Origin of the sequence: Wolbachia endosymbiont (group A) of Brachyopa scutellaris (genome assembly GCF_964026995.1) — a bacterium.
In the GTDB taxonomy this organism is placed as follows: domain Bacteria; phylum Pseudomonadota; class Alphaproteobacteria; order Rickettsiales; family Anaplasmataceae; genus Wolbachia; species Wolbachia pipientis.
The window spans coordinates 41,027-65,812 of the sequence record NZ_OZ034720.1; the positions used below are offsets into that span (position 1 = coordinate 41,027).

The 24,786-nt window shown below is 34.4% G+C and carries 25 protein-coding genes and 1 tRNA gene; 21 read left to right on the forward strand and 5 right to left on the reverse strand.

All coding sequences use genetic code 11. The features are described from left to right. Nucleotides 1-67: 67 nt before the first annotated feature. The 16 genes from AAGD93_RS00205 (at nucleotide 68) to rnc (ending at nucleotide 16,720) form a co-directional block, all read left to right on the forward strand. The gene (locus AAGD93_RS00205; RefSeq protein ID WP_341819496.1) at nucleotides 68-1,156 is read left to right on the forward strand and encodes a mannose-1-phosphate guanylyltransferase; all 1,089 of its coding nucleotides are present in this window, start codon (nucleotides 68-70) and stop codon (nucleotides 1,154-1,156) included. 59 nt (nucleotides 1,157-1,215) lie between these two features. Further along, nucleotides 1,216-2,075 (forward strand): IS630 family transposase gene (locus tag AAGD93_RS00210; protein WP_341819182.1). Its coding sequence is split into 2 segments (ribosomal slippage): nucleotides 1,216-1,540 and nucleotides 1,540-2,075, totalling 861 coding nucleotides; the frame shifts between segments, so codons are not numbered across the junction. 15 nt (nucleotides 2,076-2,090) lie between these two features. Continuing rightward, on the forward strand, nucleotides 2,091-2,309 hold the full coding sequence (locus AAGD93_RS00215; RefSeq protein WP_341819497.1) for a hypothetical protein: 219 nt from the start codon (nucleotides 2,091-2,093) through the stop codon (nucleotides 2,307-2,309). A gap of 410 nt (nucleotides 2,310-2,719) precedes the next feature. Beyond that, entirely contained in the window at nucleotides 2,720-3,949 is a 1,230-nt protein-coding gene (locus AAGD93_RS00220; protein WP_341819498.1) for a lipoprotein-releasing ABC transporter permease subunit, read from the forward strand. After that, a complete protein-coding gene (locus tag AAGD93_RS00225; protein ID WP_341819499.1) occupies nucleotides 3,942-4,673 on the forward strand; it encodes a hypothetical protein in 732 nt (243 codons plus the stop codon). Before AAGD93_RS00220 ends, AAGD93_RS00225 begins: the two co-directional genes overlap by 8 nt. Continuing rightward, nucleotides 4,670-5,890 carry a hypothetical protein gene (locus AAGD93_RS00230; RefSeq protein WP_007548692.1) on the forward strand — a complete coding sequence of 407 codons (1,221 nt, stop codon included), beginning with the start codon at nucleotides 4,670-4,672 and terminating at the stop codon, nucleotides 5,888-5,890. The genes AAGD93_RS00225 and AAGD93_RS00230 overlap by 4 nt, the downstream gene beginning before the upstream one ends. A 198-nt stretch (nucleotides 5,891-6,088) precedes the next feature. Continuing rightward, on the forward strand, nucleotides 6,089-6,961 hold the full coding sequence (atpG, locus tag AAGD93_RS00235; protein WP_341819500.1) for an ATP synthase F1 subunit gamma: 873 nt from the start codon (nucleotides 6,089-6,091) through the stop codon (nucleotides 6,959-6,961). Between the two features lie 18 nt (nucleotides 6,962-6,979). Then, nucleotides 6,980-8,314, forward strand: a complete 1,335-nt coding sequence (locus AAGD93_RS00240; RefSeq protein WP_341819501.1) for a TldD/PmbA family protein — start codon at nucleotides 6,980-6,982, stop codon at nucleotides 8,312-8,314. A gap of 174 nt (nucleotides 8,315-8,488) precedes the next feature. Further along, on the forward strand, nucleotides 8,489-8,740 hold the full coding sequence (locus AAGD93_RS00245) for a cold-shock protein (protein ID WP_006279919.1): 252 nt from the start codon (nucleotides 8,489-8,491) through the stop codon (nucleotides 8,738-8,740). Between the two features lie 35 nt (nucleotides 8,741-8,775). Next, nucleotides 8,776-10,002, forward strand: a complete 1,227-nt coding sequence (locus AAGD93_RS00250; RefSeq protein WP_038199603.1) for a DEAD/DEAH box helicase — start codon at nucleotides 8,776-8,778, stop codon at nucleotides 10,000-10,002. 203 nt (nucleotides 10,003-10,205) lie between these two features. Continuing rightward, nucleotides 10,206-12,512, forward strand: a complete 2,307-nt coding sequence (locus tag AAGD93_RS00255; protein WP_341819502.1) for an AAA family ATPase — start codon at nucleotides 10,206-10,208, stop codon at nucleotides 12,510-12,512. Nucleotides 12,513-12,575: 63 nt separating this feature from the next. After that, nucleotides 12,576-13,577 carry a J domain-containing protein gene (locus AAGD93_RS00260; RefSeq protein WP_341819503.1) on the forward strand — a complete coding sequence of 334 codons (1,002 nt, stop codon included), beginning with the start codon at nucleotides 12,576-12,578 and terminating at the stop codon, nucleotides 13,575-13,577. Nucleotides 13,578-13,635: 58 nt separating this feature from the next. Further along, nucleotides 13,636-14,532 carry a class I fructose-bisphosphate aldolase gene (locus AAGD93_RS00265; protein ID WP_151807527.1) on the forward strand — a complete coding sequence of 299 codons (897 nt, stop codon included), beginning with the start codon at nucleotides 13,636-13,638 and terminating at the stop codon, nucleotides 14,530-14,532. A gap of 5 nt (nucleotides 14,533-14,537) precedes the next feature. Beyond that, nucleotides 14,538-14,609 (forward strand) — tRNA-Cys (locus AAGD93_RS00270). 130 nt (nucleotides 14,610-14,739) lie between these two features. Beyond that, nucleotides 14,740-15,816 carry a quinone-dependent dihydroorotate dehydrogenase gene (locus tag AAGD93_RS00275; protein WP_274979666.1) on the forward strand — a complete coding sequence of 359 codons (1,077 nt, stop codon included), beginning with the start codon at nucleotides 14,740-14,742 and terminating at the stop codon, nucleotides 15,814-15,816. Between the two features lie 205 nt (nucleotides 15,817-16,021). Next, nucleotides 16,022-16,720, forward strand: a complete 699-nt coding sequence (gene rnc, locus AAGD93_RS00280; RefSeq protein ID WP_341819504.1) for a ribonuclease III — start codon at nucleotides 16,022-16,024, stop codon at nucleotides 16,718-16,720. A 338-nt stretch (nucleotides 16,721-17,058) separates the two neighbouring features. Here the strand turns inward: rnc and AAGD93_RS00290 are convergent, their stop codons facing one another. Further along, nucleotides 17,059-17,601, reverse strand: a complete 543-nt coding sequence (locus AAGD93_RS00290; protein ID WP_341819505.1) for a hypothetical protein — start codon at nucleotides 17,599-17,601, stop codon at nucleotides 17,059-17,061. Nucleotides 17,602-17,710: 109 nt separating this feature from the next. After that, entirely contained in the window at nucleotides 17,711-18,241 is a 531-nt protein-coding gene (locus tag AAGD93_RS00295) for a phospholipase D family protein (protein ID WP_265025859.1), read from the reverse strand. Nucleotides 18,242-18,770: 529 nt separating this feature from the next. Between AAGD93_RS00295 and AAGD93_RS00300 the strand changes: the two genes are divergently transcribed. Beyond that, nucleotides 18,771-18,911 carry a hypothetical protein gene (locus tag AAGD93_RS00300; protein ID WP_153296786.1) on the forward strand — a complete coding sequence of 47 codons (141 nt, stop codon included), beginning with the start codon at nucleotides 18,771-18,773 and terminating at the stop codon, nucleotides 18,909-18,911. Between the two features lie 185 nt (nucleotides 18,912-19,096). Here the strand turns inward: AAGD93_RS00300 and AAGD93_RS00305 are convergent, their stop codons facing one another. After that, entirely contained in the window at nucleotides 19,097-19,921 is an 825-nt protein-coding gene (locus tag AAGD93_RS00305) for a hypothetical protein (RefSeq protein WP_341819506.1), read from the reverse strand. 167 nt (nucleotides 19,922-20,088) lie between these two features. Here AAGD93_RS00305 and AAGD93_RS00310 point away from each other — a divergent pair, with 167 nt between their 5' ends. Genes AAGD93_RS00310 through AAGD93_RS00325 form a run of 4 tightly spaced genes read left to right on the forward strand, consistent with a single transcriptional unit; the run spans nucleotide 20,089 to nucleotide 22,376 of the window. After that, on the forward strand, nucleotides 20,089-20,727 hold the full coding sequence (locus AAGD93_RS00310; protein WP_341819507.1) for an HAD-IA family hydrolase: 639 nt from the start codon (nucleotides 20,089-20,091) through the stop codon (nucleotides 20,725-20,727). Then, nucleotides 20,727-21,221, forward strand: a complete 495-nt coding sequence (locus tag AAGD93_RS00315) for an RDD family protein (protein WP_341819508.1) — start codon at nucleotides 20,727-20,729, stop codon at nucleotides 21,219-21,221. The genes AAGD93_RS00310 and AAGD93_RS00315 overlap by 1 nt, the downstream gene beginning before the upstream one ends. Nucleotides 21,222-21,280: 59 nt before the next feature. Then, nucleotides 21,281-21,757, forward strand: coding sequence for a bacterioferritin (gene bfr, locus AAGD93_RS00320; RefSeq protein WP_077188433.1), 477 nt, complete (start codon nucleotides 21,281-21,283; stop codon nucleotides 21,755-21,757). A gap of 1 nt (nucleotide 21,758) precedes the next feature. Continuing rightward, nucleotides 21,759-22,376: an SURF1 family protein gene (locus AAGD93_RS00325; RefSeq protein WP_182321165.1), complete on the forward strand. Its 618-nt coding sequence runs from the start codon at nucleotides 21,759-21,761 to the stop codon at nucleotides 22,374-22,376. Nucleotides 22,377-22,406: 30 nt separating this feature from the next. Here AAGD93_RS00325 and AAGD93_RS00330 read toward each other — a convergent pair whose 3' ends face one another. Both AAGD93_RS00330 and AAGD93_RS00335 read right to left on the reverse strand, forming a co-directional pair. Further along, on the reverse strand, nucleotides 22,407-24,125 hold the full coding sequence (locus tag AAGD93_RS00330) for a monovalent cation:proton antiporter-2 (CPA2) family protein (protein WP_341819509.1): 1,719 nt from the start codon (nucleotides 24,123-24,125) through the stop codon (nucleotides 22,407-22,409). A gap of 5 nt (nucleotides 24,126-24,130) precedes the next feature. Continuing rightward, nucleotides 24,131-24,703 (reverse strand): thioredoxin family protein, encoded by a 573-nt coding sequence (locus AAGD93_RS00335; RefSeq protein ID WP_264337966.1) that lies wholly within the window; start codon nucleotides 24,701-24,703, stop codon nucleotides 24,131-24,133. Nucleotides 24,704-24,786: the final 83 nt, after the last annotated feature.

Sequence of the window (24,786 nt, forward strand, 5' to 3'; positions counted from 1 at the left end):
ACAAAAACTTGCATACATTTTATCCTCAGTATAAGATATTAATTATTTAATTAATTTTCTTAACTAAATGCGCCCTGTAATATTGTGTGGTGGTAGTGGTAGCAGACTTTGGCCTTTATCTAAGCCAAAGCAATTTCAGAAAATATTTAGTCAGAATACTATGTTTCAGAACACTTTATTGAGGCTAAAAAGTGGTTATATGCCACCCATAATTGCCACAAATATACAGTACGAGTCGTTAGTGAAGAAGGAGTTGCATGTGCTGCAAGAATATAAAGTGATTTTCGAACCAGTGAAAATTGGAACAGCAGCAGCGATATTAATTGCTGCGCTTCTCTGCAATGAAAACGAGATAATGTTAATTCTGCCTTCAGACCATTTTATAGGTGATTTGAATAATTTTTATGCTTCCGTTGAGAAAGCGTCTAAGTTAGCTTCTGAGGCTGACTCTATAGTTACTTTTGGGGTTAAGCCTCATGAATTCAATTCTGAATACGGCTATATAAATGCAGTTTATGATCATAAGGAAAAGTATCATATAGTAAAGGATTTCATAGAGAAACCTGAGCATGTATTAAGTAATGATTATTATTGGAATTCTGGAATATTTGTGTTCAAAGCAAAACGCTATATAGATGAGATCAAAAAATCTGCCCCAAGTCTTTATAATTTATGTTTTAAACATTTCATACCGCAAGAGAGATTTCTATATTTAAAACAACGAGATTTTGCAGGAATTGAAGGCATATCTATTGATTACTTGGTAATGGAAAAAGCAAAAAACGTTGCAATGATAGAAGCTAATTTCGATTGGTTGGATGTTGGAACTTGGAATTCAGTTTTAGAATTGAGTGAGAAGTTTAGCAAAGAACCGTTGTCATTTCAGCATGTGATTAGAGAAAAAGAACCAGCTTCAACGACAGAAAGTAATAAAAATTTATTGGGTGGAGCTTATAAGCAACCAAACAAAAGCCTAATATCGTTTATTAATAAGGTTAAGAAAGCAAAAGCAATAAGAAGAGAAATCAAGCCATGGGGATTTTATAGTATAATTTTAATGAGCGAAAATTTTCTTATAAAATATCTTTTTATAAATCCATTAAGCTGCACTTCTAAGCAATTCCATCACTATAGAGATGAATACCATATAGTATAGCTCTTTCCATAAAAGTCCGGATGTGATAGGATAAGGATAGATGATGATAAGGAGGTTGAATGCCAGCAGCATATAGTTATGATTTAAGAAAAAAAGGAATGGAAGCGCTAGACGAAGGAGAAAGCAGAGAAACAGTGGCAGCAAGATTTAAGATTGGACGAACTACTTTATGGGAGTGGCAGCAAAGAAGAAAAGAAACAGGAGACTTTCAATCAAAAAAACTTGGAAATGGGGGTTACAATCACAAAATTACCGACTGGGATACCTTTGCCAAATTTGCCAGAGAACACGGAGGAAAGACTCTATCGGAAATGGCTAAACTTTGGAACAACGTTAGTATCCAAACGATCTATCGGGCCCTTAAAAAAATTGGATTTACGCGCAAAAAAAGACATATGGATACAAGGAAAGAAACGAAGAAAAACGTGCTGAATTTTTGAAAATTATAGCGACAAAAGAACCTAAAAACTTAGTGTATATAGATGAGTCTGGCATTGATAACACCGAAGACTACCCCTACGGATATTGCCAGAAAGGACAGCGGTTTTATGCCTTAAAATCTGGAAAGAAAACTCAACGAATCAGTATGGTTGCAGCCTTAAGTGGAAGAAAGATAGTTGTTCCGTTAACCTTTGAAGGCCACTGTAATATGGATGTTTTTAATGGATGGTTTGAGCAATTTTTGACACCGATCTTGGAACCTGGACAGACTGTCATTCTTGACAATGCTACTTTTCATAAGTCTGATAAGATTATCGAGCTTGCTAAAGGGGTTGGTGCAGAAATTTTGTATCTGCCGCCTTATTCTCCAGATTTCAACAAAATTGAGCATCATTGGTTTGCTATAAAAAACAGAGCCAGGAAAAACATTCCTCTATTCGAATCCTTTCGTCGTGCTGTTGATTCTGCCTTCCTATGACCTGTTCGGACTATTATGAGAAATGCTATACTATCGGGAGTTGGGTATGTTAGTTTAGGCGACAAAGAATATGCTATAGTAAAAGACCATATGATAGAAATCCCAAGGGAAGTTTCCCATAGGATTGAAAATAGAAGCACAAGCTCTCCACTTGAAACAGTTGAATTTCAGATAGGAGAGCATTTATCTGATAATGATATAGTGAGGTTGGATGATGTATATGGAAGATTTTGAAATTCTAATGTTAAGGTCATAACTGTACGAACATTGTGATTTGAGGGCAAATCTCTACCAGGGAAGGGTGTCATCCCAGTGCTTCGACACTGGGATCCAGCTTTCATGCAACCTCATCAAAAACGTTTATTCAGCATAAGATCAGCTGCTTTCTACGCTCACCAAATCAGTTTACTTATTTGCAAGCAAAAATTTCCTGGATGCCAGTGTCAAGCACTGGCATGACACCATTTACTGTATGAATTACCTTAACAAAAACAAATGTTCGTATAGCTGTGTGTTAAGGTATTGAATATATCTATAAGCCTGCTAAATTTAAGGAAGCAAAAATCTCTAGTTTTCAAATAAAGAAAAGTCTACAATTATACGAAGTTTCAAAAATATAATGTCTAACCTCAAAATATTTTGTAATGTCCATTGCCTTTGAAATTACTATGGCTGCTTGCTATTTGCGAGCAAAAAATGCCAGATTTTGCTCTATAATGACTTTGTTCTCTATTATCGGCATTGCCCTTGGAGTTGCAACACTAATAGTGGTGATGTCTGTGATGAACGGGTTCAGAGCAAAGTTGCTTGACTCAATACTTGGCATTGATGGCCATATTAACGTTTATTTTGATAGGAACATAAATTCAGATTACTACGCAGTTTCAAAATCTATTGAGAGAATTCCTGGTATATTAAAAGCTACTCCTATGACCAATGATCAAGTTATTATTGTAGCAAATGGTAAAATTGCAGGTAGCGTAGTGCGAGGTGTGTCAACTAAAGATTTGCTTGATAGTACTGCCGTTACAAATAATGTAATTATAGGTGATGTAAAAAAATTTGATGAAGGGGTAATAATAGGAGCACGATTGGCAGAAGCTTTGAACATTGACTATGGCGACGAAATTACGTTTATATCATCTGAAGAATTTGATGCATTACTTGGTGAAATGCCGCGAATGAAAAAATATAAAGTTATAGCAATATTTGATATGGGTATGTTTGAGTATGATAATACCTTGATATATATGCCTCTAAAATCAGCACAAGCCTTTTTTAATTATAAAAATAGCATAAAAAATATAGAAGTACTTGTAGACGACGTTACTAGAGCTGATAAGCTGGCAGATGCTATAGAAAAAGAAATAGGAATGGAAGCTGAAAGTTGGCAATCACAGCAAAGCCATTATTTTAGTGCTTTAAAAACTGAAAGAAATGTGATGTTTTTAATTCTTACTTTGATTATAGTTGTAGCAGCGTTTAATATTATCTCAAATTTAATGATGATAGTGCAAGAAAAGAAATCCGCGATTGCAATTATGCGTACATTTGGTGCAACAAGTGGAAGCATTATGCGCACATTTTGTGCTTGTGGTCTATTAATCGGTTTTACGGGAACTTGTCTTGGCTGTATTATAGGTGTCGTTTTTTCTCTCAATATCGAAAGTATTAGAGTGTTTTTAGAAAACATTACTAACGTCAAGCTGTTTGATCCTATGATATACTTTTTTTCAAGTTTGCCAGTGATATTAGTACCCCAAGACGTAGTAAATATTTCTGCACTTGCGTTATTCTTATCATTTTTAGCGACAATTGCTCCTGCGTTGCAGGCAGCTGCACAAGATCCTGCGGAGATACTACGTTATGAATGATACTCAGCAAAAGTACATAGGTTGGTTCTTAATTGTATTGTTATTTACCGGTTACATCACAATAAATAACATAATCTTTTTAAAAATAAATCAGCAAGAGAGTGAAAACAATGTGAAAGCTTTAACGGAAAACATGGATGAATTTAGAATGTTGCTTGAAGTTAATCAATCTAGAATAGAAAAAAAGATATTTGACCTCAAGAGAAGTCAGCATACTCAATGTGAGCAAGGTGATAATAACTCAAAATGTAAGAACCTTGCAAAATTGCTATTACTTGTGGTTAAAATGAAGAATTCGTTATTGCGAGAAGCAAAATTTGATAACCATATAAATTCAATAAAGCCTTTGATATCAGAGCTTGACGATCCAGAGATAGAAAATGCAGTAGATGAATTAGAAAATTTGAAAGAGATAAATACCTTACACGAATTGAAGTTATCTTTTGAAAAAACTATTGATACTATCGATTACAACAAAAGTACATTGTCTAAAAAAATCATTTCAAACTGGATAAAGGTAGACGACCGAAATGATCCATTAAGAGTAAAATTCGCAGAAATTGAGGAGTCAATAAATGATAATGATTGGCAAAATATAACTGTTACAGTAAGCAATTTAACGCATTCAGAATTCAAGCCATGGCTGAATAAATTGAATGGTTTTATTGTAGCTTCTAAGAATATTTCAACAATATATCATCACTTATTACAATATATCTCATGATTTATTTTATAATTTTCGCTTTTTCGTTTTTATTTGGTATATGGGTCAAGGTAAGTGGTGAAGTAATAAAATTGGAATTAGGCAATTACACTATAAGTATTGATCTATATTTCATTATTTTTACTTGTGTAGTTTTATTATTTTTATTAATTACACTTGTACGCTTTTTTTCCTCCATTTCATCAACATTTGCCAACATAAGAAATAGAAGAAGGGATAGGGAAGAATTGCTTCTCTTTGAAGCTTTCTTTAGCATAGACTTAGACAATATAGAGAATGCCCAAAAGCTAGTTAAAAGTCTGAGTGAGGAGAGCGATAGGTTGTCTTTAATAAAGCTCTTTAACTCAGGTAAGACGGGAAATTACAGCTTTTTCAGTAACGGTTTAACAAATATTGCAAATAAAAATCGTAACTTAGCTCTACTTCTAGCCAATAAGCTGATTGTCCACCTCAAACAAGAAAAAGTAGTCTTTCAAAAATTTATAGAATATTGCTCTAGTTCAATTAACGATAAAATGCTATCTATTCCCTTTCAAATAGAGCATTGCATATTGAAAGAAGATTGGATTAATGCAATTTTGAGGTTGAAGGAAGCAGTTAAGTCCAATATTTTTCTCCCCTTTGATCATAAAGAAATGTTTGCAGTGTTTTATTGCGCTTTAGCAAAGCAATATGAAAGTAAAGGAAATTTTAAGGAGGCTATAAAGTCTTTATTTAGAGCACAACGTTATAGTGCAATTTTTCAGCCCATCAATTATTTAAAGGCAGAATTATATATTAAACTTGGAAAAATCAGAAAAGCTTCTGCAGTGCTAGAGGCAGAGTATACAGTAAATCCTACTCCTCAGTCAGCTAAAATGTACATCAATTTAAATAGTAAAGGTGCTGAAAGACTATACAACTTACGCCCTGATTATTATTTTAGTTACTGTTTACTTGCTTTGTCCTCAATGAGTTCAGGTAAATATGATCTTGCAAGTCAATATTTAGACACTGCTATGAAAAAAGCTAATTACATGTCAATCTACTTTATTGTAATACAACTCAAGGTTACATTGCAAGAACACGACAAGGTAATTTATTGGCTAAACAAGATGGGCTCAGAAGCTTTGCCTGATCCAGGCTGGAAGTGTAAAAATTGTAACAGGGAACTAGAACAATGGGATCATAAGTGTTCAAGTTGTAATAGTTTTAATTGTGTTTATTATATATTATAAAATTCCACAAAGTGTAGAAATTACCATTAGGCTACTTTCACATTGATATTGCTGAAGTTAGAGCACTTTCTTAATATAATCCTTATCTCCAAACAATAAACCTGCAAGTTTCTTAGCTAGACTTGGTTTTAATGTCAAAAAAACTTGCTTTTAGACACCAACAGTTATATATTTTAATAAATCAGGGTTGTATACAAAATGAAGAGCTTAAAGGAATTATCCTTAAGAATTAAGAATATTAGGTCTGTACAGAAAACCACGAAAATAATGCAAATGGTTTCTGCAGCAAAGTTGTTACAAAGCCAAAAGAAGTTATTAAATTCAAAATTATATGTATCTAAGCTGCATAACATTATTTCTTCATTAATGCTATCAGTTGATCAAGAATTACTGGCAAAAATTCTAAATGTCAGTAACGACGGTTCTTACCTAGTATTCATTGTTGCGTCTGATCGTGGCTTGTGCGGCAACTTTAACTCTTCTATTGTCAAATTTAGTCAAGAGCGTGTAAATAAGTCAATCGCAAATGGCAAAAAAGTAGATATTGTATTTCTTGGTAAAAAAGCTTTTGATGTAGGTAAAAATAGATTTGACTCTAAAAGTATCTTAAAAATTGAAAATAGTAAGGGAATCACGTTAAAGCACGTAGAAGCTTTGGTTGATGGTATAGATTTAAGTAAATACGATAAAGTTAAAGTTTTTTATAGTAAATTCTATAATACCTTCACGCAAAAACCAATGTTGGAAACAATAAAACCATGGAGTAAAGACTCATCCTTGATTGATAGCTCTCTGGCTGGTCCAACAACAGATTACGGCTATGAGTATGAACCACAAAATATTGAATTTATTTTAAAATCTTTGGTTCAAGATTACGTTGTAATTGCTCTTTACTCTGCTTTACTTGAAAGTGCAACGAGTGAGAATAGTGCTAGAATGGTTGCTATGGAATCAGCAAACAGAAACACTAAAGAGATACTGAACAAATTAGCATTGCTTTATAATCGTTCTCGTCAAGCAGCGATTACGACTGATTTAATTGAAGTTATAGGTGGTGCAGAATCTTTATAGAAATCTAAGGAATAGAAAATGAATATATTAAATATTGCAGCAGATATTACTAAACTAATAAAAAAGCAAAATCAAGATGCGGAAGTTACAATATATGAAACTAATAAGACTTCAGTTTCTCAGCGTCTATCAAAAATTGAGCAAATATCACAATCTAAAAATTGCACTGTAGGAATCAGAGCTATAGCAGGTAAAAACAAAGCTGCGTATATTTCTACAAACGATTTGAATAATCTGAGTGATACAGTAAGCCAAGTGGTAGAAATGGCAAAGAATGCGCCAGAAGATCCTTGCATTAATTTTGCTGTAAATGGTAGTAATTATATCTCTTCTGCAGATTTAAGTATCTCAGATAATAATGTTGTAACCGTTGATAACCTAAAAGAAATTGCTGAAGCTGCAGAAAATTCAGCCCTTGCACATAAGAGTATCACTAATTCTGAAGGAGCCTCTTCTTCATACGCTTTAGTGAATACAGTATTATCGACTGTTTCTGGTTTTATTGGCTCGTTTAGTAAATCAACCATTGCTAATCAGGTCTCTGTTGTTGCTGGAAGAGAAAGTGAAATGAAGGTTGGTTACGATTATGATATAGCATGTAATTTTAGTGATTTAAAGTTGCCAGAGTTAATGGGAAAAGAAGCAGCAAAAAGAGCAGTTGATCAATTGAATTCACGTACAATGAAAACTGGTAAATTTCCAGTTATTTTTGAAAAAAGAGCAGCAAAAGGGCTAGTAAAAAGTTTTGCTTCTGCTATAAATGGGAGCAGTATTATAAGCAACAGTTCTTTCTTGAGGGGTAGTTTAAACGCTCAGATTTTCAACGATAGAATTAATATTATCGATGATCCATTGTTGCCAAGAGGCATAGCATCGAGACCATTTGATGGAGAAGGGATAACTAGCAAGAAAAATATATTTGTAAAAAACGGAATATTACAAAATTGGATTTTAGACTTATACTCGGCTAGAAAATTAGACTCAGAAACAACCGGAAGTGCAACTCGTGCAAGTAATGCTGCAGTTATTCCTGCAGCTAGTAACCTCTACATTGAGAATGGTGATGTATCGTTTGAAGAATTAATTCAGGAAGTGAAAGAGGGAATATATGTAACTGATTTATTTGGTTTTGGTGTCAATTTAATCAATGGCGATTACAGCCAAGGCGCTTCCGGATTTTTTATAGAAAATGGAAAAATAACGTATCCAATACATGAGATTACCATTGCTAGCAATTTGAAGGATATGTTTAGCAATTTAGTCGTTGCAGATGATCTAACTTTTTGTGGGCAATTTAATTCACCAACGATTAAAGTTAGCGAAATGACGGTTGCAGGTTCGCTTAACGATTAAAAAATTTATTTGCATCAAGTACAACAATTGTGTATTATTGTCATGTAATGTTAAGAATAGACTATGGAGTATAAAGGTTTAGTTTCAATAGCTAAGCTTAAAGCATTCTCAATCGTAATTTCAAAGTTTTTCATCACATTAGTAATGTTAGTTAATAATTTAGGAGTTGTTTAAATGGAATTTGGTAATGTAAAATGGTTTAATGCCGAAAAAGGCTATGGTTTCATCAAGCCAGAAGGTAAAGGGGGTGACGTTTTTGTACATATTAGCACATTGGAACGTTCGGGAATAAGACCTGAGGCACTTAAAGGAGAGAATAAAGAGAAGGGAATAAAAGGAGAAAGGGTGAGTTATGAGGTTAAAGAGGAGCGCGGTAGAAACGGAGAAGATAAAAAATCTGCAATAAATTTAAGATTGGAAGATTAATCTATTATGAAGTCTTTTAACAGGATTAACGTATTGTGAATAATTTTCATGAGATGGGTCTCCCAGCTTCGCTTAGACAAGCTCTAGATAAAAATAATCTTTTCGTCCCAACTCCGATTCAAATACAAGCGATTCCCTTAGCGCTACAAGGTAAAGATATTCTCGGATCTGCTCAAACGGGGACTGGAAAAACTTTAGCATTTGCTATTCCGTTGGTTGCTAAGTTGCTGAATGAGCCTAACACTGGTTCAGCTTTAGTCATCGTGCCAACCAGAGAGCTTGCGCATCAGGTAACAAATGAGATAAGAAAACTCTTATCTCAAAATTCTGCACTAAGGGTCGCTTTGTTGATTGGTGGTGAGCCGATTTTTAGGCAGCTAAATCAGCTTCAGAAAAAACCACAAATTGTAATAGGTACTCCTGGTCGTATTATAGACCATATTGAGCGTAAAACTTTGATTACTCGCAATGTTAGCGTTCTTGTGCTTGATGAAACGGATCGTATGTTTGATATGGGCTTTGGAGTTCAGATTGAAGAAATTATGAAGCATTTGCCTAAAATAAGGCAAACTCTTATGTTTTCTGCAACTCTTCCTGGAGATATAGTAAAACTTGCTGAGAAGTACCTTAATCGACCAGAACGTATTTCTGTTGATTGTGAGGTTACAACTTCTGTAAAAATTAAGCAAGAAATTGTTTATGCATCAGAATCAGAAAAATATGAAAAGCTTGTTACACAATTATGTCAGCGCGAAGGATCAATCATTATCTTTGTCAAAACAAAGCGAGGAGCGGATCAGCTAGCTAACAGATTGCACAAAGATGACTATAGCGCTTTAGCAATTCATGGTGATTTAAGGCAGCACAAGCGCGAAAGGGTCATTAATTCTTTTCGTCGTGGCCGTAATCAAATCATGGTTGCAACAGATGTTGCTTCTCGCGGCCTTGATATTCCCCACATTCAACATGTTATCAATTATGATGCACCACAATCGCAAGCTGACTATATTCATCGTATAGGTAGAACTGCACGCGCTGGAGCTGAAGGGTATGCGCTATCTTTTGTTACACCTCAAGATAAGAGAAGACTGCCTGCACTGGCAGACAAAGAAGGAGAGCTAAATTTTGATTGTAGTGTGCAATTTAAAAAACGTAACAGCAAAAAGGTCTTTAAAAGGCCAAGTACGTTAAAGACTAAATACGGTAGAAAAAAGATCAATGCATTTAAGAAGAAAAGCAGAGTACTAGAAAAAGCGTATTAAATAGGATTTACCTACAATTTGATAAGCGTAAAACTCGTCATTCCGCTACTCATTAGCGGAATCTATGCTGAGATATTGCGGTGCTATGACGTAGATCCAGAGTGGGATTCAAATTGGCTACAGCGAACTGCTGGATTTCAATTTTTTTAATAATTGTGTGCTATTCATTATATATGAGTTCCCACTTTTAAAGAGAATAGGAGATGATTTCCAAAAACTTAGAGGCAAGTTTGAATAGAGCACTATTCATTGCTTCTAATTTTAATCTTAAATATGCGAAAGTAGAACATTTATTGCTGGCGTTAACTAAAGACGTGGATGTAAATTACGTTTTATCAAGATGTAATATCAGAGCCGATGAAATCATCAGTATGGATAACATTCTATCAAGATGCAATATTAAGGCTAATGATTATAATAATAATATAAAAGGGTTTTTACAAAGCAGTTCTGAATTGATTATCAGTGGAGTTAAACCTAGCTCAATGTTTCAATGCATAATACACAGAGCAATAATACGGGCTCATAGCTTGGGGAAAAAAGAAATAAATGGAGCAAGTGTTCTAGTAGAAATTTTGTTTGGGCAAGATTTATACGTTGAAGATCTATTGCAGAAACAAAGTGCGAAAGATTCCAATTTGATTTACCACATATCTAACATGAAATACTCTAACGATATAGATGAATACACCACTAATCATAAAGTAAAACTTGATAAAAATAATGATGCTCCTACTACAGTAAATAAAGGTGAGCTACTAAAAGATGAGGAAATTCTACAAAGTTATTGTAAAAATTTAAATGACTATGCAAGAAGCAAAAAAATAGATTATGTTATTGGTCGTGATTATGAATTAAATCGCACTATAGAAATATTATTGAGGCGTAGAAAAAACAACCCTTTATATGTTGGAGATCCAGGTGTTGGCAAAACCACAATAGTTGAGGGTTTGGTACTCAAAATCATTGAAAACAGTGTTCCAAGTGCGCTCAGGTCCAGTATAATTTATGCTTTGGATTTAGGGTCACTCCTTGCAGGGACACGCTATAGAGGTGATTTTGAAGAGAGAATAAAATCTATAATAAAAGCGATTGAGGCAAAACCAGGTGCTATCCTTTTTATTGACGAAATACACACTATCATTGGAGCAGGTTCTACAAGTGGTAGCTTTCTTGATGCAGGTAACCTACTCAAACCTGCGCTTGCAAGAGGTACACTGCGTTGTATAGGTGCAACTACATATAGAGAATACAGCAATAGTTTTGAAAAAGATAAAGCATTAGCGAGGAGGTTTCAAAAAATTAATGTTAAGGAATCTTCTGTTAACGAAACGATAAAGATACTAGATGGTATAAAGCACTACTATGAAGGGTATCATGGAGTATATTATACAAAGAATGCCATTAGGTCTGCGGCTGAACTTTCGCATAAGTATATTACTGGGCGAATATTACCTGATAAAGCGGTTGATGTTATTGATGAGGCAGGGGCATATTGTAAATTGCTAAGAAACAGGGGTAAAATTGTAAATAGTAGAGATATTAAGAATACCATTACTAGAATTACAAATGTGCCTTGCGGATCTGAATCTGATGATTTGCAGAAAGTAAAGTCTTTAAAAGCTAATCTAGAGAAGGTGATTTTTGGCCAAGAGCAGGCAATAGAATCTCTTGTTAATTCTATTAAAATTGCTAAATCTGGGTTGAGAAATTACAATAAGCCTTTAGCAAATTATCTTTTTGCAGGGCCAACCGGTGTTGGTAAAACCGAGCTAGCAAAACAATTAGCAGAAAGCATGGGCATGAATCTTATACGCTTTGATATGTCCGAATATATTGAGTCTCATACGATATCAAGGATGATTGGTTCTCCTCCTGGATATGTAGGTTATGATCAGGGTGGATTACTCACAGAGTCTGTATCTAATAATCAATATAGTGTTGTGCTGCTTGATGAAATTGAAAAGGCTCATAGCGATATCTATAATATATTGCTACAAATTATGGATTATGGTTGCGTTACAGACACTTACGGACGTAAAGTTAACTTTTCCAATATAATTTTAATTATGACAACTAATGCAGGAGCAGTTGAACGCAGCAAAAGTTTTGTTGGCTTTGGGCATAAAAATTTTAACATTGGTGATAGCGCAAAAGCAATAGAACAGGTTTTTAGCCCTGAATTTCGTAATCGTCTTGATGCGATTATTTCTTTTTCTGACTTAAGTACGGATGTGATTTTGCATATTGTGGATAAATTTGTCCTAGAACTGAAAAAGCAACTGACGCAAAAAGGCATAAACTGCTTAGTAGAGGATGAAGTGAAATCTTATCTTGTACAAATGGGTTATAGTAAGGAAATGGGAGCACGTCCGATAGAGAGACTTATTGAAAAAGAGATAAAAAGTTACTTAGCGGAAGAAATACTGAATCGTAAATTAATAAAAGGAAAGAAATTAAGAATCTATATGAATAGAGTAGAAAATAAAATTGCTTTTGATATAGTTTGAAATTCTTGTTTTTTTATTACACTTATAGTATACTTGTTTTATTTTAAGAATAATGAGGCTATAGTGGCAAGTTTAACTAGAAATCAATATTACAGTAATCAAGATTTACAGAATTTATTTTCAAGACTAGGAATAAAAGCGGAAGAAGTAATAAGCCAGGAGTTTGACGATATACTCAAGTTAGTTGAACGGCGTTATAGAAAACTGGCATTGAAATTCCACCCTGATAAAAACAAAGGTAATGAAGAGCAGGCAAAGAAAAAGTTTCAGGAACTTACTGATAACAAGAGGAAATTAGAGCAACATCTTAACGCCTTAAGATCAGGAAGAACTCCTGGTAGACCTACAACATTACAAGAAGAAATAGCAGAAAAGCAGAGAAAAGTCGATGAGATTTTATCACGTAGAAGTGAAGCTATAAATGGAGCACTTTTATTCTTTGTATTAGCAAATGTGGTGTTTACTCCATCGCTGAAAGTCGAATATTGCTTATCGCAACTTGCTAATAGTGGCACGGTGCAAAGCATCGCTTATCAATTTTATGCATTTAGCATAGGGATTTGGCTGTTGTTATTTATTATATCCTTTTGTGGTGTTATTTATGCAGCAAGTAAACAACAAGGTTTGCAAGAAGAAAATTCTGATAAATATAACCGAAGAGTAAATATGCTTCTTACTGCTGATAATTATGTGATATGTATCGCAGCAACATTTGCTATATGTGGTCTAGTATCAGAGGTAGCACAAAATGGCTGGCCTGCTCAATATGGAACAATGCTGATGATTAATTTAGCATTGGATTTATTACTTATTGCTTTACTTAGAACTTTTACAAAGGCGTCTGAACTATATAGTGAACATTGCATTCAGCGTTTATATGAAGAAGATACAGAGTTTAGCTATAAAGAAAAATTTGCATGGTATGACTACAAGCTAGTGCTTATGCCACTTGTTCTTCCTATTGTCAAAATGTATTTTAGAGATTTAATCCAAAAAAAGCCACAACAGCACACCACCAATCCTAACGTTACATCTTTAGGTACACCTGCAGGACAAGAACCATAAAAAGATCTTTGCTTCAACTGTGGTTTTTGCTATACTTTAAATGAACTTCATAGCGTTAATGAGTAAAGAAATAAGACAAATCTTAAACCACTACGAAAGTGAAAACCCCGGGGTAAAAGCAAATCTTACTCGTATTCTCATGCATGGAAAGCTTGGCGGCACTGGCAAATTAGTAATTCTCCCTGTAGACCAAGGGTTTGAACACGGGCCAATAAAAAGTTTTGAAGTTAACCCTGATGCTTATGACCCACATTATCATTTTCAGCTTGCAGTTGATTCGGGAGTAAGTGCATATGCTGCTCCACTTGGTATGATTGAAGCTGGTGCTTCAACTTATGCTGGAATGCTCCCACTTATTTTGAAACTTAATAGTTCCAACTCCTTACATTCGAAGAATCTGACTTCTGATCAAGCAATAACCTCTTCTGTGAAAGATGCACTGCGTTTGGGCTGCTTGGCTGTTGGATTTACTATATATCCTGGTTCTGCTAAGTGTTTCGATATGATGGAAGAAGCCCGTGAAATCGTAGCTGAAGCCAAATCTTATGGGCTTGCAGTAGTGTTATGGTCTTATCCACGCGGTGAAGGAATTTCCAAAGAAGGTGAAACAGCGGTTGATGTTATTGCCTATGCTGCACACATGGCAGCTTTGCTTGGCGCTAATATAATAAAAGTAAAACTTCCAACTAAATATTTGGAAAGGGAGAAAATAGAAACAGAAAATATTGAATCATTACCTAAAAGAATTGAATATGTTAAAAGATCTTGTTTTGCAGGAAAAAGAATAGTAGTTTTTTCTGGTGGCGAGTCGAAATCAGTGAATGACATATGCAATGAAGCGAAAGAAATTAAGCAGGGTGGTGGTAATGGTTCAATCATTGGACGTAACACTTTCCAACGCAAAAGGGAGGAAGCTTTATCTATGCTAAAAGATATAATGGATATCTACACATAAAAAACGGCTGGGTGGCAGAATGGCTTATGCAGAGGACTGCAAATCCTTTTATACCGGTTCAATTCCGGTCCCGGCCTCTTTCATTTTCTATATCTTGTAAAAGTTGCTCAATTCAACAGTAGCTTTAAGTGTGTAACCTATAGAGAAAATTATTCATAAGTAAAATCAATTTCTTTTCAAGTTATGGTTATACTCTTATAGCGTTTCATGGTAAAAAATAAACTAAAAATAAGCAAAGTGTTTTACAAAATGATATTACGTGATTTATTGTTTTTACTACCGCCCGAGGTTGCTCACTCTTTGGCAATTATGGCATTAAAGAAAATGCCTTATAGAAAACCTATAGAGCTACCAGAATCTTTGAGTGTGAATTTTTTTGGTAATAAGCTCAGAAGCCCCGTGGGTCTGGCTGCAGGTTTTGACAAGAATGCAGAAGTTATAAGGCCTATGCTTTCATTTGGTTTTGGATTTATTGAAACTGGTACTGTAACTCGTAATCCACAATATGGAAACAAAAAACCAAGAATTTTTCGGTTAATTAAAGATCAAGGGGTAATTAACAGATTGGGATTTAACAATAAAGGAATAGACTACTTTCTTAAACAAATAGATAAAACCAAGCTTGATGACTGCATTTTTGGCATCAACATAGGAAAAAACAGTACATCAAAGGACCAAATCAGCGATTATGTTGACTTAATAAAGATAGTATATGGAAAAAGCAATTATATAGTGCTGAACATCTCATCCCCAAACACGCCTAATTTACGCAATCTGCACAATAAGCAAGAATTATCGGAATTGTTGAAATCCGTAACTCTAACCCGGAAATCAATTGATAATTCTAAATCCATACCAATAATATTAAAAATCTCACCAGATATAGATCAGCAAACGAAAGAAAATATCGCTGAGCTTGCGTTGGAATATAAGATTGACGGATTAACAGTGAGCAACACTACGATCAGTCGGAATAACTTACATTCCCACCACAACGAGAGTGGTGGGTTGAGTGGCAAACCGCTGTTTAAACTTTCAACCGAGTTATTGAGCGATATGTACAAACTTACTAAGGGCAAAATATTGTTGGTAGGATGCGGAGGAATCTCAAGTGGTGCTGATGCATATAAAAAAATAAAGGCAGGAGCTTCTTTGGTGCAGTTGTACACTGCTCTCATATACCACGGACCTCAAGTTGTAAACAAAATTAATCTAGAACTTGCAGAACTAATAAGGAGAGATGGATTTAGTAACATTAGTGAGGTGGTGGGTTGTATACATTAGACATCTTCTCTGTCACCTAAGTAGCCGACACTGATCCAGCGTCACACGCCGGAATGACATCGATGAATCATTATTCAAATAATGGTTATGCAAGAAGTCTATTAAACTGTATATTTTGGAAGTTGTTGGTATTATTTTAATAAAACAAAACTAATTCTTTGGTATAAAGGTGTGGTAGGAAGTGTTATTCTTTTAAATAATGGGTATGAAGAGTTTGAATGATGCAATATCTAAGATCATTGATTATAAATTTACAAATTATGCAATATTAGAAGAGGCACTAACTCACCCAAGCGTAAATAAAAGGAATAGCAAAAACCAGATTGTAAGCTACGAAAGACTAGAGTTTTTGGGTGATAGTGTTTTGAATATGGTCGTATCTGCCACACTGTTTAAACTATTTCCTGAAGAAAAAGAAGGAGCATTGGCAAAAAGAAAGACGGATTTAGTTTGTGGCAACACCATTGCTAATGTTGCTAAAGAAATAAAATTAGGCAGCTTTATCATCATGAATAATAGTGAACGCTGCAATGGAGGGAGATGTAACTTAAAAAATTTAGAAAACTCGCTTGAAGCACTAATAGGTGCAATTTATATTGATGGCGGGCTTGAAAATGTTGAAAAATTTATTATCCAATATTGGGAAAAGCTAGCTAAAGGCATGCTTGACCCCCCTCAAGATCCTAAAACCTCACTGCAAGAGTGGACTCAGAAAAACAAATTGCCTTTACCAGAGTATGAGCTTGTAAAACAAACTGGACCAGCGCACAATCCTGAATTTACTATATCAGTTTGCATGGAAGATTATGGTAAAGTTTCTGCATGCGCTTCTAGTAAAAAGATTGCTGAACAAAAAGCTGCTGAGTTGATGCTAGAAAAAATTGGAAAAGACGCTTCAGTTTAGGCAAAATAGGCATTAATGTAAATTTTAAGGAAGCTAATAGCGTTTAGGGTAAATGGTCAATTTAAGGAGAAGCATAGTATTATTCATAAAAAAGTTGATCTACCAAAAATCAAGCCTTATGTAGTGGAATATCAATGGCTGTTGTCGGAGATGCGGAAAAAAAGAAGTAGCAAGTTACCAAAAGGTGTTATGCCAGATACATTTGGTCCAAGAGTTGTTTTGTGAAGTTGACAGAGTCAAGGAGAATGAAAGTTTTAAAAAATAGCATATTTTTTAATTATAAAAATTTGATATTAACTGTTGTTGGTTGATTGAGTAAAAACCAGTGAATGGTCACGTTAAAACATGTTTTTAAATTTTTGCCAAAATCCTGATTTATTATCATTAACCTTTGTAAATGTTATATTTAAACTGTATTTCGGATCATTTGGCACGTCGTATTTTATGCTAAATGTTGAAACTTTATCGTTATTGTAAATATGCACATCATCATATGATAGCTTTGTTGTGTAACACTTTACATGCTTTTGCTTATCATACACTAAATTGCCTGACTCCCTTTCTAGTTCCACAAATTTCGTTTTTTTCTGACACTCCTTTATTTTTATTAAATCCTTATCTAGTGATATTGAAACTGGCAACGTACTTCCAGCATATTCTTTAGCTAAAAGTTCACTTTGAGGATACATTTTTATTTCCCTTCCAAAATGTGAGTCTATAAAATTATTACTCCAAAATTTATCGCCAGAATGCACGTACTCATCAGTAGCATACGGTACCCCACCATAACTGCATTGAACTTTGTAATCTCCAACACCGTTGTTTTGAAAAAAATCATGAATGGCAGTGTAGCTACCGGCAGCATCGTTTATATAATCCATTATCTTATTCCTTAAACTTCTAGTTTATTATATCATAATCATTACGCCAATCAATAAAAAAAGCTCTCCCTTGCTGTTTTTAGAGCTGATTTTAAGCAAGTGCTTTTGATTAGTTAGGAGCATATTTATAAGATTGTGACATTCGTGCCTCCCAGTTTTTCACATACTGCTGAATCAATTCAGGATAATCTGTAATAATTAATAAATTTTCAGCATTTCCTTTTTTAGCTGTCTTACTCAGGTTAAACGACCCTGTGATAACTTTTTGATTATCAACAATCATTATCTTATTATGAGCAATTTTTGGCTTATCATCGATCCAAACTGGTACTCCACCTGAAAATAATTCATTTATAACACTATATTTTGAGTAGAGTTGCGATTTATCTAAAATGACTTTAACATCAACGCCACGTTCTTTAGCATTGATCAAAGATTTTGCAATTGTTCCAAGAGTAAATGTATATTCTTGAACTAGGATAGATTTTTTAGACTGATCTATTACGCTGATTATCGGCATAGCACAATCTTCTCCAGGTGAAAAGCAAACCGTAGCTTTTGGGCAGGGCGAAAATATAAAACCCGCATAGTAATACAGAGAAAAACACATTAACAAGAATAAAAAGTGAAAAAGCCTCACAACAACCCACCCCCGGATATACGGCGATAGGCTACATTATAATTTAATCACCTGTCAATAGACTTCTTGCATAGTTTTTGGCAACAACCGTTAGAAACGAAAAAACTTACTTGACAAACTCCGCCAGCCTCCTTATCATGAAAATGAAGCTATTTATTTATCTTCTCTGTACAGATTAAATGACAAAAAACTCACGTATCTGGCGTCTCATGTTTAATTTTTTGCACTATGTGTACTCTATGTCTTTATCAAATTCTGGGTTTTTACCTACACAAGCTGAAATACGCTTATAAAGCATTTAAAACATTAAAAAACGCCAACTTAAAAAATGGATAGTGAATAACTAGCTACCCTAGGGTTTCTTTTGCCTTTTTTTCTGTTTAGTAAATTTCTTAAACATTTAAACTAAGGTGAGTTGCATTTAAAAGCAGCTAAATTGCAGTGTTTAAGACTTAAAAAACGCCAATGTTCTAAAATAGATATTAGCTGGGGCTTCTTTTGCCTTTTTTTTCGCTTGGTAAATTTCTTAATGTTTATAGCTAACATGAAGCTAAGTACGAACTTTGTTAAATACAACAAATGGTGTCATCCCAGTGCTCCTTTTTTTGTCATCCGAGTAGCTGACACTGGGATCTATTTTGCATGTAACTCCAATTGTGTTTTGGCATAAAACGCGACGCGTATTAGACTTATTTGCAAGCAAAGCTTGCTAGATCCAAGTAGTCAGGGCACTGGGATGACATCATAGGGACACTGGGATGACACCCTGACAATCGTCATCCCGCTACTTGTTAGCGGATGAGATACCGCGGCGGTATGACGGTTCGTGGCGGTATAATGAAGCTTGAAAGCGGATCACCTTTCACGACCCGTGTTTACTTCATTCACTTTAGGAGTATTAACAGGCGTTATTGCCGGGTTCTCAAGCTTTGTTGCCTGCTTCAAACCCTCGCTTACACTTTTGTCCTTTAAAATTTCATCAAGCTGCTTACTCTTTTGTTGCTCTTCGTTATTTGACGTATCTCTTTGAGCATCTTCTTTCATGCCACGAGCATTCTCTACATCCTTTTCACCTTCACCTAAAAATTTTTCTAATATTTTCTTAACAAAGCGCTTCAGAAGACTCAAAAACCCTTCTTCTTTTTGATTTTCTTGTGGTTGAGGCGTGTTATCTTTTTTGTCCGGCTCAGTGTTGAGCTTCTCTTTTACAGAACTCTTGCTCACTGAGGGATTAACGGTTTGTGAATCGTGCTCTGATGCTGTTTGCACAGAAGCTTCAGTAGTCTTTTTTTGTGTATTATGTTCAAGGTCTTTAACTGCTGTTGTAGTTTTTCTCGGAGTGTCTTGGAGTTTTTTGTCACTTTTTGGCTCTGCAACTTTTTCACTTGTGAAGATGCCCTTCCCTTTATATTGTTGGTCAAGCTCAGCAATTCTTTCAAAATCTTGACGTACTTTTTCATCTGCACGTCCTTTTTGACTTTCAAATTTCTGACTCAATTCTGCAACGTTTTTCATTTTGTTCTCAAGCTCCTTACTTTTCACAGCTTTTAGAGCCTCTGTTCCTTTTGCGATATAATTAACCTTCTCTTCTAATGAGGTACCTTCTGGAAAAGCACCTGGAGAACGTTCAAAAACATCTTTAAACTTTTTTTCAACACTTTCTTTAGATGTCTGGGCCATACCTGTTACCTATTAAAACATATCATATAACCAGTATATTAGCTAATTATATAAAAAACAGTTAACATAACTTGTGGTAAAAAGTGTTTATCAAGGGCGTCCTATTTATATCTTTTTCATTAAAATGCTATTTACTTATTAAGTTAAAATGTATAATTATATAAGAAATGAAAGATAGCCCATTAGCAGTAGTATTCGATTGGGATAATACCTTAGTTGACACTCAAGATAACATTTTTAATGCTATTAAGCATACCATAAACTCAATGGGGTATAGTAATAAAGCTGCTGATAGAAATTCCCATGAGTCGAGAAAGAGCTATATGGTCAATTTATTTGGCGATCAGTGGAAAAAAGCGAATCAGATATATCAACAATATTTAGATGATGCACTATTGCAAAACATTGCTCTGAATCAAGGAGTAGAGAAAATGTTGCAGATGTTGAAAAGCCACAATGTTTATCTAGCAATAGTAAGTAATAAGAAAAATACTAATTTACGTAAAGAAGTTGCCTATTTTAAACTAGATTCTTACTTTGAAAGAGTAGTTGGGTCATGCGATACCGCGGAAGATAAACCATCTGCAACCCCACTGCTATTTGCATTAGAAGAGAGTACGTTGCCTATAAATAGAGAAAATGTGTTTTTCGTTGGTGATAGCATCACAGATGTTCTGTGTGCACAAAATGCCAATTGTTTACCTATTATATACGGTCAATCAATAAGCGGTTATGAAGATTTGTTATGTTTTCAACATTTTGATAAACTTACAGATTTTGTAATAAAGTATTTAGAAGATAGGTAATGAACGCTGTTACAGAGATTGCCAGTATAACAAGACGCTTTTGCGCGTATTTAATAGATGTAGCAATTTTATTAATTCCAACTTTATTAATTATACTGCTATTAGAGGATTCTCCGTTGATCTTACATCTATCATACATGTGTGTAAATTGTAGTTACTTCACATATTTTATATCTTCAAAGGCCCAAGCAACTCCCGGTCAACAGTTAATGAATATGTATACTATCAATTTAGATAATTCTAAAATAGACTTGAATTTAGCGTTTGACAGAAGCTCTTCCCAGTTTTTTCTTCCTTTGTTAAACAGTGTAGTAGTTGTCCTTACTGAATTTTTGCGAGATCAGGAAGTATTAGTGAATGTCTTGAGTGCATTGAAAGTAATTATAGTGCTACTCACTCTCTGCTGGTATCTAGTTGCTTGCTTCTCTAAGAAAAAACAGACATACCACGACATGCTATTTAATACGGTTGTTATCAAAGGAACTATTAAATGAGTTGCTATAACTATCGTTATCATATAAATTATGCTGATGAATTGAACTAAGGGAAGATTATGAATGAAGAGATAGTAAAACATTTGAACAAATTATTGACCAATGAGCTGACTTCTGTACGCCAGTATCTTTTGCATTTTGCGATTCTCAAAAACAATGGAATTAATAGACTTGCAGAAAAGGTAAAAAATGAGCTTAACGAAGAACTTGAACATGCAAACAAGTTGGCAGAAAGAATTTTGTTATTTAAAGGAGTCCCAAATTTTCAGGATACAAACGAAATATCAAAGTATGATGGAAAGTTTACAAAAGACACAATACGGAAAATCTTAGAAGCTAATTTGAAATTAGAGGGAAAAGGTATTAAGGATATCAAAGAAACGATTTCTATCGCTGAGAAAGAAAAGGATTTTGTTAGTGTAATGTTATTAGAAGAGATGTTAAAAAATGAAGAAGAGCACTTTCATTGGATTGAGAAACAGATCGATCTTATTGAACTAATGGGTGTTGAAAACTATTTAAGAACACAAATATAGAGTGTTAAAAAAGATAGTATTTATTTTAATTATACCTTGCTCACTTCTTTTTTTATTAGGGTTATGGCAAATATTCAGATTGAACTGGAAGAATAATATTATTAAAAGTATGAGTCTTCCAGTGGTTCATCTATTGCCCAATAACGACCTTGAAAAATTTAACTATAGGCATGTCAAGATTGATGGGATTCTAAGTGACATAGAACTATATGTTTTTGCAGGGCAACACGGCTATCACGTGCTGTCTCCTATGTTGCTCACCACTGGACGTTACATGTTGGTGAATAAAGGAATAGTCAGAGAAAAAAAGGAGAAAAAAGTAAAAATTGAAAAAGTAGTTGCAGATGGAATTTTATATTGCGATAGCAATAAAAGTAAAAATTGGTTTATCAAGAACGATACTGCTTCGAATACATGGTTTACCCTGAGTACAGAAGAAATTTCCAATGAGTTAGGTATTAAGCTAGAGAAGTGTGTATTGTGGCCGAACAATTTTGGCAGCAAAGTAGCTATACAGCCAATGAAGCATTTGGAATATGCAATCACTTGGTTTGCACTTTCCTTAACTTGGTTGATTATGTGCGTAATTTACTATAGGCAAAACCTCAATAAAGCTTGAAGCTTTCTGTACATAAAATTAGAGAAGTAGTTATTCATCTTTATCACTACCAAGGTCTTTTAACATACTGTAATTGCCTTTTCTGAATCTACTTTTTAAAGACGTAACTCCACTTTCGCTAATACCACTAAGGCTCAGTGCAGCTCCACCTAGCTGCAATCCTATCTCAGATGTTTCAGGAATAATTTTACTAGCTCCTAGATCTCTATAAACCTCCACATTACTCAGATCTGGTAAGCGTATTACAATATTTACATGCGGAAAATTTGCTGCAACTAAAGAAACAACTTTTTTTATAGTAACTTCATTCTTTATTGAAATAACGAGAGCTTGAGCTCTTTCTATTCCTACCGATTTTAAAATTTCACATCTTGTAACATCTCCAAGATATATAGGAAAACTATCACTTTTTCCTTCTTTGACTATTTTCGATTGAATATCTACAACAACGTAACTTAAATGCTCTGCCGTAAGCATTTTTGTTACCATATATCCCACTCTACCAAATCCAGCAACTATCACATGGTTATAAAGATCTTGTGTATCTGTTTCAACAGCTTCATCATCTAATATTGTTTTCTCAGTGCTAAATGAGTTTGCTATCCAATCTCCAAGCCCCGATAAAAGAGGAGTGAAAGCCATGGTTACTGTAGTTACCATCATAAGTACTTGAGCGATTTCACTTGGTAGCACATTTAGCTCATCTGCTAAGCGAAATAAAATAAACGCAAATTCACCGCCTTGTGAAAGCAGTAACCCAGCTTGTATAGCAGGTGCACTCTTAAATCCAAAAAATCTACACAATATATATATGATAGATGTTTTTAAAACGATAAGGATAATCGATAATAAAGTAATTAGTGGTAACTTATTGAGTAAAAGTTCGGTATTGATGGACATACCAACAGTCATGAAAAATAAGCCAAGAAACAAATCTTTAAATGGTAATACCGCGTGTTCCACTGAGTGTCTGTATTCTGTTTCTGCAACTAACAATCCAGCGACAAATGCACCTAATGCCAACGATAAATGGAATTGCTCAGTAATAAATGCTGCTCCTAATACTATTAAAAGCGTTGTTGATATAAAGACCTCATTACTTTCCATTTTAGCAATAACCGAAAATAAAGGTCTAAGCAATAATCTACCAGTTATAAATATCAGCACTAATGCAATAGCTGCTTGCACCAATGAACCTGCCAATGAGCTTATCAGGCTGTGCTCAGAATTGCCAGCAAGTAAAGGTACCAATACTATTAATGGTACTACTGCAAAATCTTGCATTAATAGTACTGCTATTGACAACCTACCAACCTGACTTGCTTGAGAACCTTTTTCTTGCAGAACCTGCAACACTATTGCTGTTGAGGATAGCGCAAGCCCACCACCAATAACTGTTGCTATATTCGTATTCACTCCGAAAGCAAGAGTGATGCACCATATTGCTACCATGGTAACTATAACTTGAAGAGAACCGAACCCAAATACATGAATACGCATGGCGATCAGGCGTTCAAATGTCAATTCAAGGCCTATAATGAATAATAGGAAAACTACACCAAATTCTGCAAGATTATCCATTGCTTCAGCTGAGTGTATCAGATTAAATCCATGAGAACCAATAACTGCACCTGCAACGAAGTAACCGAGCACTGGACTAATATTCATTTTCCAAAACGCTATGACTATAAACACAGCAGCAGAAAGCAAAATTATAATATCAAACAAATGCTGAGAGCCACTGTGCATGATATTTAACCTGTAGAATTAGACCATTTAATTGAGCAGCCAATACTTGATTTTTGGTCAATTGGAGAATTACCAGTTTCTGCAATAAATTTCATAGCTTGAAATAAGTCACTACTTCCTACTTCATAGCTTTGAACCTTTTCTTTTTTTGTGTTATTGAAACGTCCACGATAGCAAAGGTTTAAATTGGAATTAAAGCCAAAAAAGTCAGGAGTGCAAACAGCCCCGTATTCTTTAGCTATTTTCTGTGTACTATCAATTAAATATGGAAATGTAAACTTATTTTCCTTGGCAAAATTAATCATATTTTCAAAGGAATCTTCCGGATATTCATTTACATCATTTGGCATTATTGCAACGGTGTTTACCTGATAATCTTTTTTCAATTGATCAACATCGCTTACCAGATTGCTAATAATTGACTGAACGTAAGGACAGTGATTGCATATAAACATTATAATAAGACCATTTTTTCCACAACAGTCACTTAATGCATAATATTTATTGTCTACTCCCAAAAGATTAAAATCTTTTGCAGTAAAACTAAAATCGACTTTAGGAGTATTCAGAGCAACCATAGACTATTATTATACCACATGTAATTTACGGTCTTATTATTTAAATGTCAAACGGTTTCTATGTATACTGTTTGCATATTCTT

Coding starts and splice junctions, on each gene's coding strand:
- AAGD93_RS00205 (WP_341819496.1), top strand. CDS start 68: ATGCGCCCTGTAATATTGTGTGGTGGTAGTGGTAGCAGACTTTGGCCT.
- AAGD93_RS00215 (WP_341819497.1), top strand. CDS start 2,091: ATGAGAAATGCTATACTATCGGGAGTTGGGTATGTTAGTTTAGGCGAC.
- AAGD93_RS00220 (WP_341819498.1), top strand. CDS start 2,720: ATGTCCATTGCCTTTGAAATTACTATGGCTGCTTGCTATTTGCGAGCA.
- AAGD93_RS00225 (WP_341819499.1), top strand. CDS start 3,942: ATGAATGATACTCAGCAAAAGTACATAGGTTGGTTCTTAATTGTATTG.
- AAGD93_RS00230 (WP_007548692.1), top strand. CDS start 4,670: ATGATTTATTTTATAATTTTCGCTTTTTCGTTTTTATTTGGTATATGG.
- atpG (WP_341819500.1), top strand. CDS start 6,089: ATGAAGAGCTTAAAGGAATTATCCTTAAGAATTAAGAATATTAGGTCT.
- AAGD93_RS00240 (WP_341819501.1), top strand. CDS start 6,980: ATGAATATATTAAATATTGCAGCAGATATTACTAAACTAATAAAAAAG.
- AAGD93_RS00245 (WP_006279919.1), top strand. CDS start 8,489: ATGGAATTTGGTAATGTAAAATGGTTTAATGCCGAAAAAGGCTATGGT.
- AAGD93_RS00255 (WP_341819502.1), top strand. CDS start 10,206: ATGATTTCCAAAAACTTAGAGGCAAGTTTGAATAGAGCACTATTCATT.
- AAGD93_RS00265 (WP_151807527.1), top strand. CDS start 13,636: ATGAGTAAAGAAATAAGACAAATCTTAAACCACTACGAAAGTGAAAAC.
- AAGD93_RS00275 (WP_274979666.1), top strand. CDS start 14,740: ATGGTAAAAAATAAACTAAAAATAAGCAAAGTGTTTTACAAAATGATA.
- rnc (WP_341819504.1), top strand. CDS start 16,022: ATGAAGAGTTTGAATGATGCAATATCTAAGATCATTGATTATAAATTT.
- AAGD93_RS00290 (WP_341819505.1), bottom strand. CDS start 17,601: ATGGATTATATAAACGATGCTGCCGGTAGCTACACTGCCATTCATGAT.
- AAGD93_RS00300 (WP_153296786.1), top strand. CDS start 18,771: ATGTTTATAGCTAACATGAAGCTAAGTACGAACTTTGTTAAATACAAC.
- AAGD93_RS00305 (WP_341819506.1), bottom strand. CDS start 19,921: ATGGCCCAGACATCTAAAGAAAGTGTTGAAAAAAAGTTTAAAGATGTT.
- AAGD93_RS00310 (WP_341819507.1), top strand. CDS start 20,089: ATGAAAGATAGCCCATTAGCAGTAGTATTCGATTGGGATAATACCTTA.
- AAGD93_RS00315 (WP_341819508.1), top strand. CDS start 20,727: ATGAACGCTGTTACAGAGATTGCCAGTATAACAAGACGCTTTTGCGCG.
- bfr (WP_077188433.1), top strand. CDS start 21,281: ATGAATGAAGAGATAGTAAAACATTTGAACAAATTATTGACCAATGAG.
- AAGD93_RS00330 (WP_341819509.1), bottom strand. CDS start 24,125: ATGCACAGTGGCTCTCAGCATTTGTTTGATATTATAATTTTGCTTTCT.
- AAGD93_RS00335 (WP_264337966.1), bottom strand. CDS start 24,703: ATGGTTGCTCTGAATACTCCTAAAGTCGATTTTAGTTTTACTGCAAAA.